The following is a 17,323-nucleotide window of genomic DNA, read 5'->3' on the forward strand; positions in this document are numbered from 1 at the left end:
CGGATGGGGCATAAGCGCGAACGGCTCCGGTCCCGGAGCGCGAGAGAGGTGGCACCCATGCCGATCGAGGTGAAGCCGGCGCACGACTTCGACGACATGGCGAGGATGTTCGCGCCGAAGAACCCGGAGTCGTCGGTGTGCTGGTGCCTGTCGTGGCGCCTGAGCTCGAAGGAGAACAGTGCGCTCAAGGGGACCGCGCGGGCGGAGAAGGTGCGCGAGCTGTGCTCCCGCAAGCTCGCGCCGGGCGTGCTCGCGTACCTGGACGGCGAGGTCGCGGGCTGGGCCGGGATCGCTCCCCGGGCGGAGCTGCACCCCTTCGCGAACTCGCGCAAGATCCCGCACATCGACGACCTTCCGGTCTGGTCGCTGTGGTGCATCCGCGTCCGTCCTGGCTTCCGGAAGCGGGGCATGACGGCCGCGCTCATCGACGGCGCCGTCGATTACGCGCGAACGCAGGGGGCCCCGGCCGTCGAGAGCTACCCGGTCGACAACGCGGGAGAGAAGGTCGACCTCACGATGGCCTACGTCGGCACTCGCAGCATGTTCGAGCGCGCGGGGTTCGTGAAGGCGTCCGACACGGACTCGGTGATCAACGGATTCCCGCGCATCCTCATGCGGCGGCCGCTCGACTGAGACGCGCTCAACGGGCAGTTCCGGGCTGCGGCGGCCGTCGCGCCCGTCAGTCGCCGAGCTGCTCGAGCCCGTCGCCGTCGAGGAGCGAGCTCGTGAGCGTCTCCAGCGCCTCGGTGGTGAGCCTCTGCAGGTCCGTGAGCAGTCCGTCGACCGAGGTCGCCCGGAGCAGGGCGACCTGGTCGAGCTCACCGAGCGGCGCGATGCCGGCCAGCTGCCAGGCCGCGCCGACCGGATCGTCGACGAGCTCGACGTCGGGACTCCACCGCTGCTCGGCGAACTCGCTCGCCTGAGCCAGCGCCCGCCGGACCGCCTGCTCCGTCTGGTCGAGGAGTGGGCGGAACCGCTCGTCCCACTCGAGCTCGGGCAGCAGCCGCACCTCGGCTCGCGGGTACGGGTCGTCCGGCAGCCACCGCTCGACCTCGAACCGCTGCGATCCCTCCGCGACCAGCCCGACGAACCCCTCCCCCTGCATGAGCTGGGTGATCCGCGCGAAGGTGCCGACGCCGAAGCGCTGATCGCCGCCGCCTACCTCGACGCCGCGCTCGATGAGCACGACGCCGAACTCGGACGGCTCGTCCTGCAGCACGGTCGCGAGCATCGCCAGGTAGCGCTCCTCGAAGATGCGGAGCACGGCGGGCATCGACGGGAAGAGCACTGTGCCGAGGGGGAACATCGGTCGCGCGGTCACCCCCTCAGCGTGCCACCTCGGACCTGGGCGAGCGCGGCGGTCCGCGGACGCGACGGCGGGGTGCGCCTAGGTGGCGGTCAGCGGCGCTGGGTCCGGAAATGGAGAAGGGGCCGCCGCTCGTACCCCTACGAGCGCGGCCCCGATAACTCGCCATACCCCTATGACGCGTCAGGTGCTACCAAACGCCGCTGGAGGTCGTTACCCGAAAACGAGCTCCAGTTCCGGCGTGATCTCATGTTCGCGCAGAACCGGGCGGCGCGCGCCCCCCACTGCGAGTGCCCGTCATTTGGAGGACAAGCGGGGGTTCGAGGGGTGAACAGCGGTGCGTCGCGAGCGCGTGTCCGGAGGGCTACCCGACGCCCCCGCCGCCGCCCGCGAGCGGGTGGGCGAGGGTCACGACGGCGACGACCGCCGCCGCCGCGACGACGAGCAGTGCTTCGATCAGCATCGGGCGGCGGCCGGAAGCGATCAGGCGAAGGAGATGCACCAGGACGGCTCCGCCGACGATCGCGGCCCAGACGAGCAGCGCCAATCCGACCATCCAGAGAAGCGTGAACGCGGCCTCGGTGCTCGGGTCGGCGAACCCGATCGCGTCGCCCACGGCGAACGACAGCGCGGCGCACCCGGCCAGCGCGAGCGCCAGCGCGGCGGCGACGGTCGCCGAGCGCGGCTCGGACCGGGGCACCGCTTCCATGCCACGAACGCTAGGGGAGCCGCCCGCAGCGCATCAAGAACGCGGCGGCGTCAGCGCGGTGAACGGTAGGTGCACCGAGGCCGCGCCTCCGTCACCGCTCGGCGGCTGCTCGCCCGCGGCGCCCAGGTCTTCTCGGTTTCCCGGGCGAGGTCCGCTCGCTCGGCGTCCGCAGCAGCGGCGGCGGCGGCGGCGGCGGAACGGGAACACGTCGCGGGACGCCCTCACCACGCGTATGGAGCTCGTGACGGAACGGTGACGCCGGGCTGCGAGGATCACGCTCGCGACGCATCGACGTGGTTGGTGCAGATGGAGCTCGGCGGAGGACGACGACTGAGGCGAGACCTGCCACCGCCGGGCGGCGCTGCCCCTCCTCCTTCCCCAGCAGGTGCGACACATCTCCGAGCGGATGACGGAACCTCGCCAGGTGCCGGCAGGGGCTGCCGCTTCCCGCGGCAGAGCGTGCCACCGAGGCGATCATCCCCAGGAAATGCGACAAGGAGACAGACATGGTCCGGCAGCTCAACCCGGCACTCGACCCGCGGCTCCGCCGACTGGTCTTGGCGCAGGAGGACACAGCGCGCCTCGAGAACGTGACGGCGCAAGAGATCCCCGTCCGCGACGGCGCCGTCGCTGCCGAGCGCCCGCCGAGCACGCGGGTGCTCGTGAGGGCGAGCGGTCAGGCGCCGGCGGAGGGCGCGCCGGGCAGTTCGTGGACGAGGATCGCCGAGGGCATCTACGCGGTGGATGTGCCGATCTCCGAGCTCCAGACGCTGGCCGACGACCCGCAGGTGCAGTTCGTCGAGGCCGCCCGGCTCATGGCACCCGAGCTGATCACGTCCGTCCCCGCGACCCGCGCCGAGATGCTGCATGTCGCGGCCCCACCGCGCCCCGCCTTGACAGGTAGGGGCATCATCGTCGGGATCATCGACTTCGGCCTCGACTTCACCCTCGACGACTTCATCAACCCCGACGGCACCACGCGCGTCGCGTTCCTCTGGGACCAGTCGCTCACTCCCCAGGCCGGCGAAGCGCCGCCGGCCGGCTTCTTCCGCGGCGTGGAGTACGACGCGGCCGCGATCGACATGGCGCTGTCGGATCCGGATCCCTTCTCGGTCGTCCGGCACCGGCCAGATCCCGCCAGTCACGGAACCCACGTCGCGGGCACGGCGGCGGGCAGCGGACGATCCGGCGACGCCGCCTTCCCGGCCGGCGATTACGTCGGCGTCGCTCCCGAGGCGACCATCGTCTTCGTGCAGCCCGACACGAGCGGAGACCCGGGATCCTTCACGGACTCCGTCGCCGTCGCCGAGGCGATCAGCTACATCTACTCGAAGGCCGCCGACCTGGGACTGCCGTGCGTGATCAACATGAGCCTGGGTCAGAACGGCGGGAGCCACGACGGGGAGAGCGTCGTGGAGCAGGCCGTCGACCGGCTGCTGGAGGTCCCCGGTCGCGCCTTCGTGCACGCCGCCGGGAACGAGCACGTGTGGCGCGGGCACGCATCCGGCCTGCTCGCCACGGGTGACATCCGCACCCTGCAATGGCGAACCGGAGGCGGGATCACACTGCCTGGCGGAACGCAGCCGCCGGGGCCGGACCGCACCCGGAACGACCTCGAGATCTGGTACTCCCCACGCGACGAGCTGCACGTCCGGCTGACCGATCCTGCCGGGGAATCGACCGCCGTCGTGGCGCCCGGCCAGACCGAGGTGCACGACTTCCCGGGCGGGAACAGCGCCTTCATCGACTCGGAACGGTTCTCGCCCCTGAACGGCGACGCACGGATCTTCATCGCCGTCGACCGTGGAACCGCGCTACGGGTCGCCGCCGGCGTCTGGCAGGTCGAGATCACCGCAGTGCGCGCGAGGTCCGGGCGGTTCGACGCCTGGATCGAGCGCGACGCCCGGGATCGTGCCAACAACTTCGCCGACCAGTCGTTCTTCGTCGGAACCGACTTCGACCCGGTCATGACCCTCGGCACCCCCGCGACGACTCGCCAAGGGATCGCCGTGGCGAACTTCAGCCATGTGACCGTCGCGCCGAGCGCCTCGAGCAGCCGAGGACGGACCCGTGACGGACGGGACAAGCCCGAGGTCGCGGCTCCGGGAACGAACATCCTGTCCTCGTGCGCGCTGGGCGGCCGGGCCGACGGAGCAGGCGGCGTGCATCCGATGCGCACGACCATGAGCGGCACGAGCATGGCGGCTCCCCACGTGGCCGGGATCATCGCGCTGCTGCTGGAGATGGACCCGACGCTGTCCGCCGCCCAGCTCCGCAAGGCCGTGCTCGCATCGGCCGATCCGCCGGTGGGAGTGCTGCCGTTCGATCCCGCCTGGGGCTACGGCCGCGTCGACGCGGTCGAGGCGGCGCGCTTGTTGAGTTGACGCGGTCGCGCTACGACGGGCGGTAGACGTCCCCGGCGTCGACGTGGACCACCCCGTTCAGCTCGGCCAGGTTGCCGAGCTGAGCGGCGGGCAGGTCGACGGTCAGCAGTCCGGTCTCGCGGTCCCAGGACCGCACCGTGCCGCCGAGGGCGACCACCCGGCTGGCCAGGTCTTCGGGATCGGCGACGCCGGCGGTCTTCACGAGGCTGCGAACACGCTCGTCAGCGCCCGCGCGGATCAGCCGGTACTTGGCCTGCGGGCTGAGCCTGCGCGGCAACCGCTGCGCCATGACGACCTCCTCATCCCTCGGCCTCGACTGTACGCGCCTGTCCTTGCAGGACAGCTGCCAGTAGGGCTCTGCTTGGAGGACAAGCGGGCTTCCGGCAGGCGAGCAGCGATGCGCCCCGGCGCCCTGTGCTCGCTAGCCCGTGCCCCCGCCGCTGCCCGCGGCCGCGATCTTGCTGACCTCGGCTTGGACGGTGTCACCGCTTCGAAGCGATGAACGCGAGAGGAGCCGCGGGACACCGGGCAACGGCGCTCGGGAGTCGGCATGGCGAACGGGACGCGGACGATCCGTGGGCGCTCCACACTGCCCATGTCGACCGTCGCCATGGCAGATGGAAACGGAACGCGACGCGCCAGCTCGCGGTCGGGTGGGCGGCACGCGGCGGGACCTCGGGCCCTGCCTGCGGCTCCTGTCGCCTTCTATGGTTCCGCAGATGGACCGCGAAGCGCGGGCATGAGCACGCAGGACGACCCGCCGCCTGCTCGGATCCGCACGCCGGATCAGCGGCTCCGCGTGTTCGTCAGCTCGACACTCACCGAGCTCGCCGCCGAACGGAAGGCCGCGAGACGAGCGATCGAGCGACTGTCGGCGGCTCCGGTGATGTTCGAGACCGGTGCTCGCCCGCATCCGCCACGGTCGCTCTACCGCGCGTACCTCGCGCAGAGCGACATCTTCGTGGGCATCTACTGGAACAGGTACGGCTGGGTAGCACCCGGCGAGGCAGTGTCGGGTCTGGAGGACGAGTACAACCTCGCACCGGCCGAGATGCCCAAGCTCATCTACGTCAAGACGACCGAGGGCACACGCGACCAAGCTCTCACGGAACTTCTCGACCGGATCCGGGATGACGACACCGCCTCGTACAAGCACTTCGCCGATGCGAAGGAGTTGGCCCGCCTCCTCGTCGCCGACCTTGCCGTGCTCCTTGCGGAGCGATTCGATGACAGCCGTCGGCAGCCCGCACTCAAGGCTCGGCCGCAGGCGCCGGAGTCCCAGCCCGCCGCGATCGGCGAGCCATCGACGCTTCCTGAGTCCCTGAATCCCCTCCTCGGACGGGAGGAGGACATCGAGAGACTCGCGGAACTCGTCACGTCTCCCGGAACGCGGCTCGTGACCCTCACGGGTCCGGGAGGCGTCGGCAAGACACGCCTCGCCGTAGAGCTGGCTCGGCGAATCGAGTCGGAGTTCAGTGACGGAATCCTCTTCGTGCCCCTCGCGTCCGTGCATGATGCGGCACAGGTTCCGAGCGCGATAGCGCGTGCGCTGGGAGTGAACGACGATGGAGGCGCGCCGGTAGAGGCGAAGCTCGTCATCTCCCTGCGTCATCGGCGCATGCTGCTCGTCCTCGACAATTTCGAGCAGGTCCTGCCGGCCGCGTCCGTCGTGTCGACGCTGCTCGCCGGCGCTTCCGATGTGAAGGCTGTCGTCACGAGTCGTGTCATGCTTCGGATCTCCGGTGAGCACAACTATCAGGTCGCCCCGCTGCGGCTGCCGGACCGCCTGTCGCCTCGGCATCCGAGGGACCCGCTCGCTTCCTCGGTGGAACTCTTCATCCAGCGCGCGCAGTCAGTGCAGCCGGACTTCCTGCCCACCCCCGAGACCATGACGGCGGTGGAGGAGATCGTCGCCCGACTCGAGGGGTTGCCCCTCGCCATCGAACTGGCAGCAGCTCGGGTGCGCCTGCTCACTCCGCCCGAGCTGCTGCGACGGCTCGACAGACAGCTCGCACTCCTTGTCGGCGGCCAGCGCGACGCCCCTTCCCGACAGCAGACGGTCAGGAACACGATCGAATGGAGCACTCGCCTGCTCGCTCAGAACGAGCAGAACGTGCTCTGGCGCCTCGGCGCGTTCACCGGATCGTTTTCCCTGGAAGCCGCCGAAGCGGTCGCAGGACCGGACACCGACGTCCTGGGACCCCTCGAGGCTCTGATCGACGCGAGCCTCGTGCGACACGAGGACCGCGACGGGCGCACCTACCTGCAACTCCTTGTGAACGTCCGTGAGTACGCCCTCGAGAGGTTGACGGCGCTCGGGGAATACGACCATGCGCGTCTGCAGCATGCCCAGTACTACCGCCGGTGGGCGGAACGAGTCAGCGGGGAGCTCACCGGGGCTCGTCAGCGCGATCTGTTGACGGCGCTCGACGATGAGCGCGAGAACCTCCTCTCGGCCCAGCGGTATCTGCTCGAGAGCGGGGACTGGCGTTCAGCCGCGGACTTCATGTGGAATCTGTTCGCCTACTGGGCACTCGGCGGCATGATGGCCCAGGCGCGCGGCTGGGCGGAGACGATGCTCTCCGCCGGCGAGCACCTGCCACAGCGAGCGGTCGCGATGGCGCTCGGACTGCGCAACGCCCGGCTTCTCTGGGAGACCCCGACCCCGGAGATCATCGCGGGTTTGGAGCAGAGCGCGGCGCTGTTCGAGAGTCTCGATCACCCCGAGGACACCGATGCCATCTCCAGTTTCGTCAGCGTCGTCTACTCGACTCTCGCTCAGGCGTATTTCCTGTCACCCGAACCCGACTTCACCAAAGCAGAAGCAGCCATACAGCGCGGATTCGACGCCTACCGGAAGCTGACGAATCGGTGGGGCGAGGTGATCCTCGTCCTGACTGCGGGCGCACTCGAGGCGGTCCGCGGTGACACCGAGGCGGCCGCGAAGCGATTCGACGAGGGACTCCGTCGCGCTGACGCAGGGCAGGACGGCGTCAGCCGCGGCCTCGCCCTCGATTACCTGGGCTGGCTCAACCTGGAGAGAGGCTCTCTCCGAGAGGCGGCGACCTATTTCGAGCGGGAGTTGCACAATGCACTGCCGATCCGCTCTCGCCAGGGGATCTCGATGGTGTTGGAGGGCGCGCTCGCCATCGCTGCTCGGCGTGGCGATGCTGAGCGTGCAGGGATGCTCGCCGGGGCCGCGGAGGCGAGGCGCGAGCAGCATGGCCAGGCAGCGCTTACGGAGCGCTCAGGGACCGTGCAACCGATCGACCAGCTGAGAGGTGGGCTCCTCTTGTCGACCTTCGAAGGTGCTCGCCGCCGGGGCAGAGGCATGCCACTGGAGCAGGTGCTCGGGATCGCTCGCGACGTGCTGGCCGAGACGATCGATAAGGACGTCAGCGATACGGCCCAGCTGGAAGCCAACCGGGTCTAGGCGGCAGCCACAGTCGCTCCCGCGCTCGGGGCAGTTGTACAGGCTCAGGAGAAGGAGCGCAGGCTCCGGTAGGTCGCTGCCTCTTGGGAAGCGCCGCTTCGATCACACGTTGAAACGGAACGCCACGACGTCGCCGTCCTGCATGACGTAGTCCTTGCCCTCGATGCGGGCCTTGCCCTTGGCGCGCGCCTCGGCGACCGAGCCCGCCTCGACGAGGTCGTCGAAGGAGATCACCTCGGCCTTGATGAAGCCCTTCTGGAAGTCGGTGTGCATCACGCCGGCCGCTTGCGGGGCGGTCCAGCCCTCGCCGATCGTCCAGGCACGCGCCTCCTTCGGCCCCGCCGTGAGATAGGTCTGGAGGCCCAGGGCGCCTAAGCCCACGCGGGCGAGCTGGTCGAGACCGCTCTCCTCCTGGCCCGGGCTCGCGAGCAGCTCCGCAGCATCCGCCGGCTCGAGGTCGACGAGCTCGGACTCGAGCTTCCCGTCGAGGAACACGGCCTCGGCCGGGGCGGCGAGCTCGGCGAGCTGCTGCCGCTTCCCGGGTCGGTGAGGACCCCACTCATTCACCTCGAAGAGGATGCCGAAGGACCAGCCCCGCCTGCCGCTGCAGGTGGCTCCCCCCACTGGAGCGACAGCTCGCGAGACCCCAACTTGCGGTCACCCCGAGGCGGAGGAGAGCCCGGTGGGCAAGATGGCATGTACAGCTCGGTGTCGGGTTCGTCGTAGGTGCCGAGCCGCACCAGCTGCAGAAGGTGGGCCTGCCCCGGGGAGACAGGGCCGGAGCTCTCCTCGCATGCAACCGGATGGATCCAAGGCGAGGAGCCAGACCGGCCGGGCCCCGACGCCCGGCGAGATCTGCGCAAGCGGGGCGTACCGGGATGCGCTGTCTTCGAAGCGGTTCGCCGCCACGACGTTGCCCTCAGAGGCCGTCTTCCCCGCTCGCCCTAGACTCCTCGCAGTCGCCCGAGGGCGAGGCGGTCGATCGGAGCCGCCAGGACCGAGCACGATTGCCGCTCGGTCCAGAGACTGACCGAAAGGCCGCAACGTGGTTCGATCCGCCCGCCGCACGTTCGTCCTCGTCGACGGAGAGAACATCGACGCGACCCTCGGCTCCACAGTGCTCGGGCGCAAGCCCGAGCCTGGGGAACGTCCGCGGTGGGAGCGGGTGACGGACTTCGCCCGCCGGCTCTGGGGGCAGGAGGTGAGCGGCCTCTTCTTCCTGAACGCCTCGAACGGCTACCTGCCCGGGCCCTTCGTCAGTGCGCTCATGAACATCGGTTTCCGCCCCGTGCCGCTTGCCGGTGCCGCGTCCGAGAAGGTGGTGGACATCGGCATCCAGCGCACGCTCGACGCGCTCACGGGTCGGGAAGCGGACGTGCTGCTGTGCAGCCACGACGCCGACTTCGTCGAGCAGGTAGAGCGACTGCTCGACGCAGACCAGCGGGTGGGTTTGATCGGCTTCCCCGAGCTGGTCAGCGCAGCGTACGGCGGCCTGAACGTGCCCATCTACGACCTTGAGAGCGATGTGAAGGCGTTCACATCGCCCCTGCCCCGGGTCCGCATCATCCCACTGTCGGAGTTCGATCCGGAGGTATTCCTCCGCTGAGCATCGGGGAGCTCCGATGGAGACAGACCCGGCCCGACAGCGCCCCTCGGGATGCCGTTGAGGGCCTAGCGGCGGGGCAGCCGCCGCGCGGGACTTCAGTGACGAGTGAGCGAGCTCGTGTCGTATCAACACCCCTCGCACGCTCGTGACCCATTGAGTGCTGGGCTGCGTCTGCTCGCGGCAGGCAATACTTGGGCGACCGGCCGCGCATCAATTACTCGGCGACCTCAAGGCTCCGCTATGCGCTTCTCGCGATCACCTTCTGCGTCGTCTGAATGTGAGCGCTGGGACGAAGCAACCGCAGTCGCCACGAGGGCGTGTAGGTGGCCGGCGCGCTTGCCTAGATCCTCGATGAGCAGCAATAACGATCGTTAGTCCGACGCGGCGGCGGGAGCACTCCAGTCGGTCAAGCGGGAGGAAAGTGCTCCTCGAGCTGAGCGGCGAGCTGCTCTAGCTGCGCGACTCCAAGGGGGCCGGGTCGGCGGAGAAGTTTGAGCAGACCGCGGCGTCCGCGGATCGCAATGCCGGCGATTTCTTGGTCGATCAAGGGCAGCTCCGTGCCGACGAAACAAAGAGCGCCTCGCACATTCACGTCAAATCCCGAACCGCGCAATCCAGCGGCGACGGCGTCGACCTGGCGTCTGACGCCGTCAATGAGGCCGGTTCGGTCGCGGCCGTTGATGAAGAGTCGCTCGACGCGAGGGCTGAACAGACCCCCGGAGCGCCTGACCTCGAGCTTTCCGCGGTGTGTCTTTGCGTCGATGACCCAGACGCCGGTGGGGGTTATGACGAGATGGTCGATGTTCGCCCGAGAGAGTCGCCCGTTGGGTCGGCGCACCCGTCGGTCGTTCAGCACGACCGCTTCATCGAGCCAGTCGAGACGTTCCCCGACCGCGCGCTCACCCTCCGCGCCCTGGGCCCACACCTTCGTCTGGGCGGGATCGCCCACGAGGGCGAGCAACAGCCCTCCGATCTTGGGGTGCCGAGCGCGAACCCGCTGCTCACGGGCAGCGCGACGACGCTCGTACTCCCTCTGCGCCGAGGCGCCTGCGATGCCGTCTTTCGCCAGCGCTCTATCGCCGGCGGGATCGGTCCGCGGGCCCTGTTCCGGCTCGGCGCCAATGGTCGAGGCCCCCGGCGGCTCGGGGGCACAGGCCATGCAACGGACGGTCCGGGCCTCGGCATCCCACCGTGCTCGTGTGCCAACCTGCAGGGACAGCCCACAGGCCGCGCAGACGTCTGCTCGGCGCAATGCCAGTGTTCGCGAGCCCACTAGCCCACCATGCCACTCGCGGAAGCGAGAGGAGACGCCCAGTTCGGGGAGCATCGCAACGAGCAATGCTGACCCTTGTTCTGGCAACAGCCGCTCGGCTGCTCGCTATACAAGCAGTTTCTTGCGTCCTCAGGGCTTCGCGTCCACCGCAATGGGCGTTGGATACCGGATTCAGAGCCGGTAGAAGTTTGGAGAAGGCGAATGAGGGTTGAGCCGAAGCACTTGTGCGTCAGTTCTCATGCGGTCCGCACGCCCTTGCAAGGGTAAGGGGCGCCCTTCCGAGACAATGGCCACAGGAGCGTCTAGGGCATAGTCAAAAACGAAGGGAGTGGCAGGAATCGAGGTTCCGGCGCCATAGCGGGCCTCGGCCTCCGGCCAACGTGCGTCAATACTCGACCCTAAGCGCGTCGCGGAATGGGTCGACTTGCTGCGCCTATCCGGGTTCACCATAGGGGGTCGCTGAGGTTGAGGGCGCGCTTCGGGCCTGTTGAGCCGAGGCGGGCGGTCTCGCGCTCGGTGGGAGTCGCGTGCGGGGCGCCGACTCAGACGTTGAAGCGGAACTCCACGACGTCGCCGTCCTGCATGACGTGCTGCTTGCTTTCGATGCGGCGGGGAGTTTGCGGGGATCCGAGTCTACCGCGGGACCGGGCCGCGGCACTCCCTGCCGGGCGGTGTTTCGCGACACGATCCGAGCCGGCACGGTCGACGACGCCACCCCGCCCGACTCGCGCCAGGGCCCGGCGCGCAGCCCGGGTGAAGCCCGGCCTCGCCCTCAAGGGCGAAGGGCCTGATCCCAATCGCAACGCACTCGCGCTATCACCGCGGCGATGTGCGCCCGTTTCCGGCCGCTTGGGCACGTTCCACGACCCCAGGCCTGCCGCGTGGGGCGGGCATCAGCGTGAGACGCGAGGACCCCCGAGCGAGTGAGAGACGTCAGATGTCTCCACCAAGCCTGAAGGTCTTCCTCCTTCACAAGACCCGAACCGCCACCCAGCTCCTCGCAGAGTTCGGCTAGTCGGTCGCGAAGTCGAGCTGAGAGTCGTCGACCGCGACGACCGACCACGTGCCACCGTCAGCGTCCGTGAATTCGTAGGCGGGAACGACGAGCACGCTCCCGTCCGGCTGCCACTGGCTCGCGAGCCCGAGCCGAGCGCTCACGATGCTGACAGTGTTGACGGGCCAGGCGAGCGATGTGCCGGCGACGGGAGTCGCCGGCGGCTCGGTCGGAGGCACCCACTCTGCGACGGTCGGCTCGCGCAGGGCGATAGGCATCGTCGTCATCTGGGCACCGAACCGCGGGTCAGAGAGACGCTCGAACCCTTGCTGTTCGCTGACGATGGGGTAGTCGCCGAGCGGGACTATCCCGGCGAGAGCGCCGTACGCGCTGTACACACCGGCACTCGTCAGTTCCAGGGACCAACCCTGGTCAAGGCGTTGCCCGTCGACGACGGGCCAAGCTTGAGCGTTGCGAGTGTACGAGCCCTCCCCCGTCTCTGAGGCGAACTGGAACGCCGCGGGGTCGCGCCCGGCCGCGACGATGATCGAGCGCAGGGCATCGATCGCGGCATCCTCGCCCGGCAAGTCGGAAGGCGGAGTGCACGGTTCAACTGCTGCATCCGGCGGGACCGGCTGCTCGCTGGTGCCGCACATCCACGGGTCGACCAGCGGGTCCGTGAAGTAGAAGCTGAGCATTCCATCGAAGCTCACCGAGAGATACGGCGCTGTGCCGTCCTGGGGACCCACCATCCAGGCCCCATCCTTCGATTCGACCGTGCCCTCGATGCCGAGCGCAGCGGCGAGGGCGGCGACCTTCTCAGCGTTGGACGCCGCTCGCGCGTCGAAGGCGTACGCCGACGCCGCGCCCGCTGCCGTGGACAGTCCCTCCGAGCTGAAGCTGTTGCGGCCGAATCCGTAGGGGTGCGTCATGTCGTCCGCCCACATCCTCGACGGCGCGGCGCCTTCGAGGCCACCTTGCACTGCGCCATCCCGGGCCTCCCCCGTGTCCCGTGCCATGCCGCCTGTCTGCAAGGAGATGGGCGGTGCCGCGCCGTCAGCGGGGCTCATGCCCCCACCGGTCGTGGCACCGATGCCGAATCCGGCACCGCCGACGATCGCGACCGACGCAGCGACCGCGACGTACGCGAGCCACCGGGGGCGCCGGCGCGCACGCTCGGAACCCAGATGGGCCACCTCGCGGGGGTGGGCCGGAGGCTCCGTCAGCGTTCGGGCCACGACATCGCCCGCGAACCCCGCGGGGGCTTCAACGTCGGCGGCGGGGTCGGCTGCGCGCAGTCGAGCGACCGGGTCGAACTCATCGTCGTGGTTCATGCAGGTTCACCCTCCGTGATCGCGGTTCACTTCCGGATATGTGCGCTGCGGCCCGAACCTTGCGCGTGCATCAGAACGAGAGGCGCTCCCGCCATGCGCTCCGCAGCCGTGCGCGAGCCCTGGAGAGCGCGGCATCCGCTCCGGAGCGAGAGATGCCGAGCACCTCCGCGAGTTCGGCACCGTCGAGCCCCTCCCACGCGTGCAGGAGCAGGATCTGACGGTCGCGTTCCCCGACGCTCGCGAGCGCACCTCGCAGTTCGGCGTCGAACAGCGCGCTCAGTTCCGGATCGTCGCTCACGCGTGCCGTTCCGGACTCAGGCACCGTGTCGACGGTGATGTCGAGGTGTTTGCGGCGGTGGTTAGCGAGCGTGAAGCCGGCGGTGCGGTAGAGCCAGGGCAGTACCGCGTCGCGAGGAACATCGTCGCGTCGACGCCAGGCGATCGCAAAGACCTCGGCTGTGAGATCTTCGGCATCCTGACGCGGGCCGCGGCGGGCGAAGTAGCGCACCAGCGCGGTCGAATGCTCGTGGACCACGGTGGTGAACCACGCGGCGTCCGCGGGTGTCGCGAGTGAGCCGAGGCCGTCGGGCAGCGCCTCCTCCGCGGTCGCATCTACGGGTGCGGCTGCATTGTCGGGCTCCACGACCTGAATGTGTCACAGGTGCCGCGGGTCTTGCAGGAAGTGCCGCATCCGCCCGCGTGAGCCCGCGTGATGCACCCCGAAATGCCTAACTGTGGCGGAACTCCACGACGTCGCCGTCCTGCATGACGTAGTCCTTGCCCTCGATGCGGGCCTTGCCCTTGGCGCGCGCCTCGGCGATGGAGCCCGCCTCGACGAGGTCGTCGAACGAGATGACCTCCGCCTTGATGAAGCCCTTCTGGAAGTCGGTGTGGATCACTCCCGCCGCCTGCGGGGCGGTCCAGCCCTTGCCGATCGTCCAGGCGCGCGCCTCCTTCGGGCCCGCCGTGAGGTAGGTCTGCAGGCCGAGGGCGCCGAAGCCCACGCGGGCGAGCTGGTCGAGACCGCTCTCCTCCTGGCCCGTGCTCGCGAGCAGCTCCGCTGCATCCGCCGGCTCGAGGTCGACGAGCTCGGACTCGAGCTTCGCGTCGAGGAACACGGCCTCGGCCGGGGCGACGAGGTCGGCGAGCTGCTGCCGCTTCTCGGGATCCGTCAGCACCGTCTCGTCGACGTTGAAGACGTAGATGAACGGCTTGGCCGTGAGGAGGCCGAGCTCGCGGATTGGGGAGATGTCGAGTCCCGAGGACGACAGCGTCTTCCCGGAGTCGAGCACGTCCTTGGCCTTCTGCGCCGCGTCGAGGACGGCCGGCTCGACCTTCTTGCCGCGGACCTCCTTCTCGTAGCGGGGGATCGCGCGCTCGAGGGTCTGCAGGTCGGCGAGGATCAGCTCGGTGTTGATCGTCTCGAGGTCCCCGGCCGGGTCGATCTGGCCCTCCACGTGCACGACGTCCGGGTCGTCGAAGCCGCGCACGACCTCCGCGATCGCGTCCGCCTCGCGGATGTTCGCGAGGAACTGGTTGCCGAGTCCCTCCCCCTCGCTGGCGCCGCGCACGATGCCGGCGATGTCGACGAAGGAGACCGTGGCGGGCACCGTCCGCTCGCTGGAGAACAGCTCGGCGAGCTTGTCGAGGCGCGGATCGGGCAGGCCGACCACGCCGACGTTGGGCTCGATCGTCGCGAACGGGTAGTTCGCGGCGAGCACCTCGTTGCGGGTGAGGGCGTTGAAGAGGGTGGACTTGCCGACGTTGGGCAGTCCGACGATGCCGATGGTGAGAGCCACGGGGTACAAGGCTACCGTCGGCGCTCGGCGCGTCCGGGACGCGGCGGGGGACGGTTCGGCGGAGGCACGGCGGGGCACCCCGGCGGGGTCGGAGGCCGGTGCGAGCATCGCGGCGTGCCCCTGGACTTCACCGCCATCGACTTCGAGACCGCCAACCGATCCGCCGCGTCCGCGTGCTCGGTGGGACTGGTGAAGGTGCGGGACGGGAAGGTCGTCGACCGCGCCTGGTGGTACATCCGGCCGCCGTTCGGGCACGACTGGTTCTCCGAGTGGAACACGCGCATCCACGGCATCGACGAGTCCCACATCGTGGACGCCTCGCTCTGGTGCGATCAGCTGTCGGATCTCGTCGCCTTCGCCGAGGACGACGTGCTCGTCGCGCACAACGCCGGCTTCGACATGGGCGTGATCACCACGGCCTGCGCGGCCAGCGGCGTCCCGGCGCCCGAGTACGCCTACCTGTGCAGCCTCCAGGTTGCCCGCAAGACCTACTCCCTCGACTCGTACCGGCTCCCGGTCGCCGCGATGGCCGCGGGGTTCGAGGACTTCCGGCACCACGACGCCCTCTCGGACGCGGAGGCGTGCGCCGCCATCGTCGTCCACGCGGCGAAGCGTCACGAGACCGACAGCGTGGAGGGGCTCTCTGCCGCGACGAGCGCCCGCATCCGCCGGATCGGCGCCGGTTCCGACCGTCCCGCCGTTCTCGTCGGCTGATCTCCGGGCGCCCGCCCCGCGCCCCTTGCACCCTCGCTCAGCAGGAGGATCGGACCTTCGGCAGGCAGAACCCGGCCGATTCCTCCTGCTGGACCCTCGACCTTCCTGCTGAGTGAAGGGGAACGAGCGGGAGGACGGACGGGGGGCGGGCGCCCGCCGTCAGTGCGTCGTCTGCGGGAAGCCGAGGTTGATGCCGCCGTGGCTCGGGTCGAGCCAGCGGCTCGTGACCGCCTTCTGCCGCGTGAAGAAGTGGAACGCGTCCGGTCCGTACGCCTTCGTGTCGCCGAACAGCGAGTTCTTCCAGCCGCCGAACGAGTGGTAGGAGACCGGGACCGGGATGGGGACGTTGATGCCGATCATCCCGACCTCCACCTCGTTCTGGAAGCGGCGGGCCGCTCCCCCGTCGTTGGTGAAGATCGCCGTGCCGTTGCCGTACTGGGAGGAGTTGATCAGCTCGAGCCCGTCCTCGTAGGAGGCGACGCGGACGACGGACAGCACGGGGCCGAAGATCTCGTCGGTGTAGACGCGGGACGTGATGGGCACCTTGTCGACGAGGGTTGGACCCAGCCAGAAGCCGTCCGCCTCCCCGTCGACCTCGATGCCGCGGCCGTCGACGACGACCTCGGCGCCGTCCTCCGCGGCGAGGTCCAGGTACGAGGCGACCTTGTCCCGATGCTCCCTCGTGATGAGCGGGCCCATGTCGCAGGCCTTCCGGCCGTCGCCGACCTTCAGCCCCGCCATCCGCTCGCGGATCTTGGCGACGAGGTCGTCCGCGACCGGCTCGACCGCGACGACGACCGAGATCGCCATGCACCGCTCCCCCGCCGACCCGAAGCCCGCGTTGACCGCGGCGTCCGCGGTCAGATCGAGGTCGGCGTCGGGAAGGACGAGCATGTGATTCTTCGCGCCGCCCAGCGCCTGGACGCGCTTGCCGTGCTTCGCCGCCGTCTCGTAGATGTACTTCGCGATCGGCGTCGAGCCCACGAAGGAGATCGACTTCACGTCCGGGTGGGTGAGCAGGCCGTCGACCGCGTGCTTGTCGCCGTGCAGCACGTTGAACGCCCCGTCCGGCAGCCCGGCCTTCTTGAGCACGGCGGCGAGCCAGTTGGCGGCCGACGGGTCCTTCTCGCTCGGCTTCAGGACCACGGTGTTCCCGGCGGCGAGAGCGATCGGGAAGAACCACATCGGCACCATCGCCGGGAAGTTGAACGGCGAGATGATGCCGACGACGCCGAGAGGCTGGCGCAGCGAGTACACGTCCACCCCGGTCGACGCGTTCTCGGTGAACTCGCCCTTGAGAAGGTGCGGGAATCCGGTCGCGAACTCGACGACCTCGAGGCCGCGCGCGATCTCGCCGGCGGCGTCCGTGAGGACCTTGCCGTGCTCGGAGGTCAGGATCGCGGCCAGCTCGTCCTTCCGTGCGTTGAGCAGCTCCCGGAATGCGAACAGGACCTGCGAGCGGCGGGCGATGGACGTGTCGCGCCAGCCGGGGAAAGCCGCTTTCGCGGCGGCGACGGCGGCCTCGATCTCGGCGTCCCCGGCGAACACGACCTCGTGCTGCTGCACGCCGCGAGCGGGGTCGAACACGGGGCCCGTGCGCTCCGTGCCGTTCGGGTGCGCCTTGCCGCCGATCCAGTGCTCGATGAGGGTCATGGGCACACTCTAGGACTCCGGGATCGGCGCGGTCAGGGGCGTCGGGACGGGCCGTCCTCGGCTCGTGGCACGCGGCGCGGGTGCTGCGGACGGCCGCGGGCCGGGTGCGGGGCGGCGC

General features: G+C 69.6%; 13 protein-coding genes and 1 pseudogene. 5 read left to right on the plus strand and 9 right to left on the minus strand.

What is annotated here, in order from left to right; genetic code table 11:
* Nucleotides 1-57: 57 nt before the first annotated feature.
* Complete coding sequence (locus tag J3P30_RS02615; protein WP_210479394.1) at nt 58-633, plus strand: GNAT family N-acetyltransferase; 576 nt, start codon at nt 58-60, stop codon at nt 631-633.
* Between the two features lie 46 nt (nt 634-679).
* Here J3P30_RS02615 and J3P30_RS02620 read toward each other — a convergent pair whose 3' ends face one another.
* Together J3P30_RS02620 and J3P30_RS02625 are read right to left on the minus strand one after the other, a co-directional pair.
* Nucleotides 680-1,321 carry an LON peptidase substrate-binding domain-containing protein gene (locus J3P30_RS02620; protein ID WP_307807370.1) on the minus strand — a complete coding sequence of 214 codons (642 nt, stop codon included), beginning with the start codon at nt 1,319-1,321 and terminating at the stop codon, nt 680-682.
* Between the two features lie 349 nt (nt 1,322-1,670).
* On the minus strand, nt 1,671-2,015 hold the full coding sequence (locus J3P30_RS02625; RefSeq protein WP_210479395.1) for a hypothetical protein: 345 nt from the start codon (nt 2,013-2,015) through the stop codon (nt 1,671-1,673).
* 506 nt (nt 2,016-2,521) lie between these two features.
* Here J3P30_RS02625 and J3P30_RS02630 point away from each other — a divergent pair.
* Nucleotides 2,522-4,399, plus strand: coding sequence for a S8 family peptidase (locus J3P30_RS02630; protein WP_210479396.1), 1,878 nt, complete (start codon nt 2,522-2,524; stop codon nt 4,397-4,399).
* A 10-nt stretch (nt 4,400-4,409) separates the two neighbouring features.
* Here the strand turns inward: J3P30_RS02630 and J3P30_RS02635 are convergent, their stop codons facing one another.
* Nucleotides 4,410-4,688, minus strand: a complete 279-nt coding sequence (locus tag J3P30_RS02635) for a hypothetical protein (RefSeq protein ID WP_210479397.1) — start codon at nt 4,686-4,688, stop codon at nt 4,410-4,412.
* Between the two features lie 510 nt (nt 4,689-5,198).
* Here J3P30_RS02635 and J3P30_RS02640 point away from each other — a divergent pair.
* The gene (locus tag J3P30_RS02640; protein WP_210479398.1) at nt 5,199-7,832 is read left to right on the plus strand and encodes a DUF4062 domain-containing protein; all 2,634 of its coding nucleotides are present in this window, start codon (nt 5,199-5,201) and stop codon (nt 7,830-7,832) included.
* Between the two features lie 102 nt (nt 7,833-7,934).
* On the opposite strand, the pseudogene J3P30_RS02645 reads toward J3P30_RS02640, so the two are convergent.
* A pseudogene (locus J3P30_RS02645) lies at nt 7,935-8,357 on the minus strand (DUF933 domain-containing protein); the annotation flags it as partial.
* Nucleotides 8,358-8,877: 520 nt separating this feature from the next.
* On the opposite strand from J3P30_RS02645, the gene J3P30_RS02650 reads away from it, so the two are divergent.
* Nucleotides 8,878-9,438: an NYN domain-containing protein gene (locus tag J3P30_RS02650; protein ID WP_210479399.1), complete on the plus strand. Its 561-nt coding sequence runs from the start codon at nt 8,878-8,880 to the stop codon at nt 9,436-9,438.
* Nucleotides 9,439-9,844: 406 nt separating this feature from the next.
* Here J3P30_RS02650 and J3P30_RS02655 read toward each other — a convergent pair whose 3' ends face one another.
* The 4 genes from J3P30_RS02655 to ychF form a co-directional block, all read right to left on the minus strand.
* Complete coding sequence (locus J3P30_RS02655) at nt 9,845-10,597, minus strand: nuclease-related domain-containing protein (RefSeq protein WP_210479400.1); 753 nt, start codon at nt 10,595-10,597, stop codon at nt 9,845-9,847.
* A 1,125-nt stretch (nt 10,598-11,722) separates the two neighbouring features.
* A complete protein-coding gene (locus J3P30_RS02660; RefSeq protein WP_210479401.1) occupies nt 11,723-13,039 on the minus strand; it encodes a hypothetical protein in 1,317 nt (438 codons plus the stop codon).
* Nucleotides 13,040-13,109: 70 nt separating this feature from the next.
* Nucleotides 13,110-13,682: a sigma-70 family RNA polymerase sigma factor gene (locus J3P30_RS02665; protein WP_307807371.1), complete on the minus strand. Its 573-nt coding sequence runs from the start codon at nt 13,680-13,682 to the stop codon at nt 13,110-13,112.
* A gap of 85 nt (nt 13,683-13,767) precedes the next feature.
* Complete coding sequence (gene ychF, locus J3P30_RS02670) at nt 13,768-14,838, minus strand: redox-regulated ATPase YchF (RefSeq protein ID WP_210479402.1); 1,071 nt, start codon at nt 14,836-14,838, stop codon at nt 13,768-13,770.
* A gap of 114 nt (nt 14,839-14,952) precedes the next feature.
* Between ychF and J3P30_RS02675 the strand changes: the two genes are divergently transcribed.
* Nucleotides 14,953-15,552 carry a 3'-5' exonuclease gene (locus tag J3P30_RS02675; RefSeq protein ID WP_210479403.1) on the plus strand — a complete coding sequence of 200 codons (600 nt, stop codon included), beginning with the start codon at nt 14,953-14,955 and terminating at the stop codon, nt 15,550-15,552.
* A 159-nt stretch (nt 15,553-15,711) separates the two neighbouring features.
* Here the strand turns inward: J3P30_RS02675 and J3P30_RS02680 are convergent, their stop codons facing one another.
* Nucleotides 15,712-17,205 carry a CoA-acylating methylmalonate-semialdehyde dehydrogenase gene (locus J3P30_RS02680; protein ID WP_210479404.1) on the minus strand — a complete coding sequence of 498 codons (1,494 nt, stop codon included), beginning with the start codon at nt 17,203-17,205 and terminating at the stop codon, nt 15,712-15,714.
* Nucleotides 17,206-17,323: the final 118 nt, after the last annotated feature.

Source organism: Naasia sp. SYSU D00948 (assembly GCF_017916515.1).
Classification (GTDB): Bacteria; Actinomycetota; Actinomycetes; order Actinomycetales; family Microbacteriaceae; genus Naasia.

Excerpts from the sequence above, each read along its gene's own strand:
- J3P30_RS02630 (WP_210479396.1), top strand. The coding sequence starts at position 2,522 with ATGGTCCGGCAGCTCAACCCGGCACTCGACCCGCGGCTCCGCCGACTG.
- J3P30_RS02615 (WP_210479394.1), top strand. The coding sequence starts at position 58 with ATGCCGATCGAGGTGAAGCCGGCGCACGACTTCGACGACATGGCGAGG.
- J3P30_RS02660 (WP_210479401.1), bottom strand. The coding sequence starts at position 13,039 with ATGAACCACGACGATGAGTTCGACCCGGTCGCTCGACTGCGCGCAGCC.
- J3P30_RS02680 (WP_210479404.1), bottom strand. The coding sequence starts at position 17,205 with ATGACCCTCATCGAGCACTGGATCGGCGGCAAGGCGCACCCGAACGGC.
- J3P30_RS02625 (WP_210479395.1), bottom strand. The coding sequence starts at position 2,015 with ATGGAAGCGGTGCCCCGGTCCGAGCCGCGCTCGGCGACCGTCGCCGCC.
- J3P30_RS02655 (WP_210479400.1), bottom strand. The coding sequence starts at position 10,597 with ATGGCCTGTGCCCCCGAGCCGCCGGGGGCCTCGACCATTGGCGCCGAG.
- J3P30_RS02635 (WP_210479397.1), bottom strand. The coding sequence starts at position 4,688 with ATGGCGCAGCGGTTGCCGCGCAGGCTCAGCCCGCAGGCCAAGTACCGG.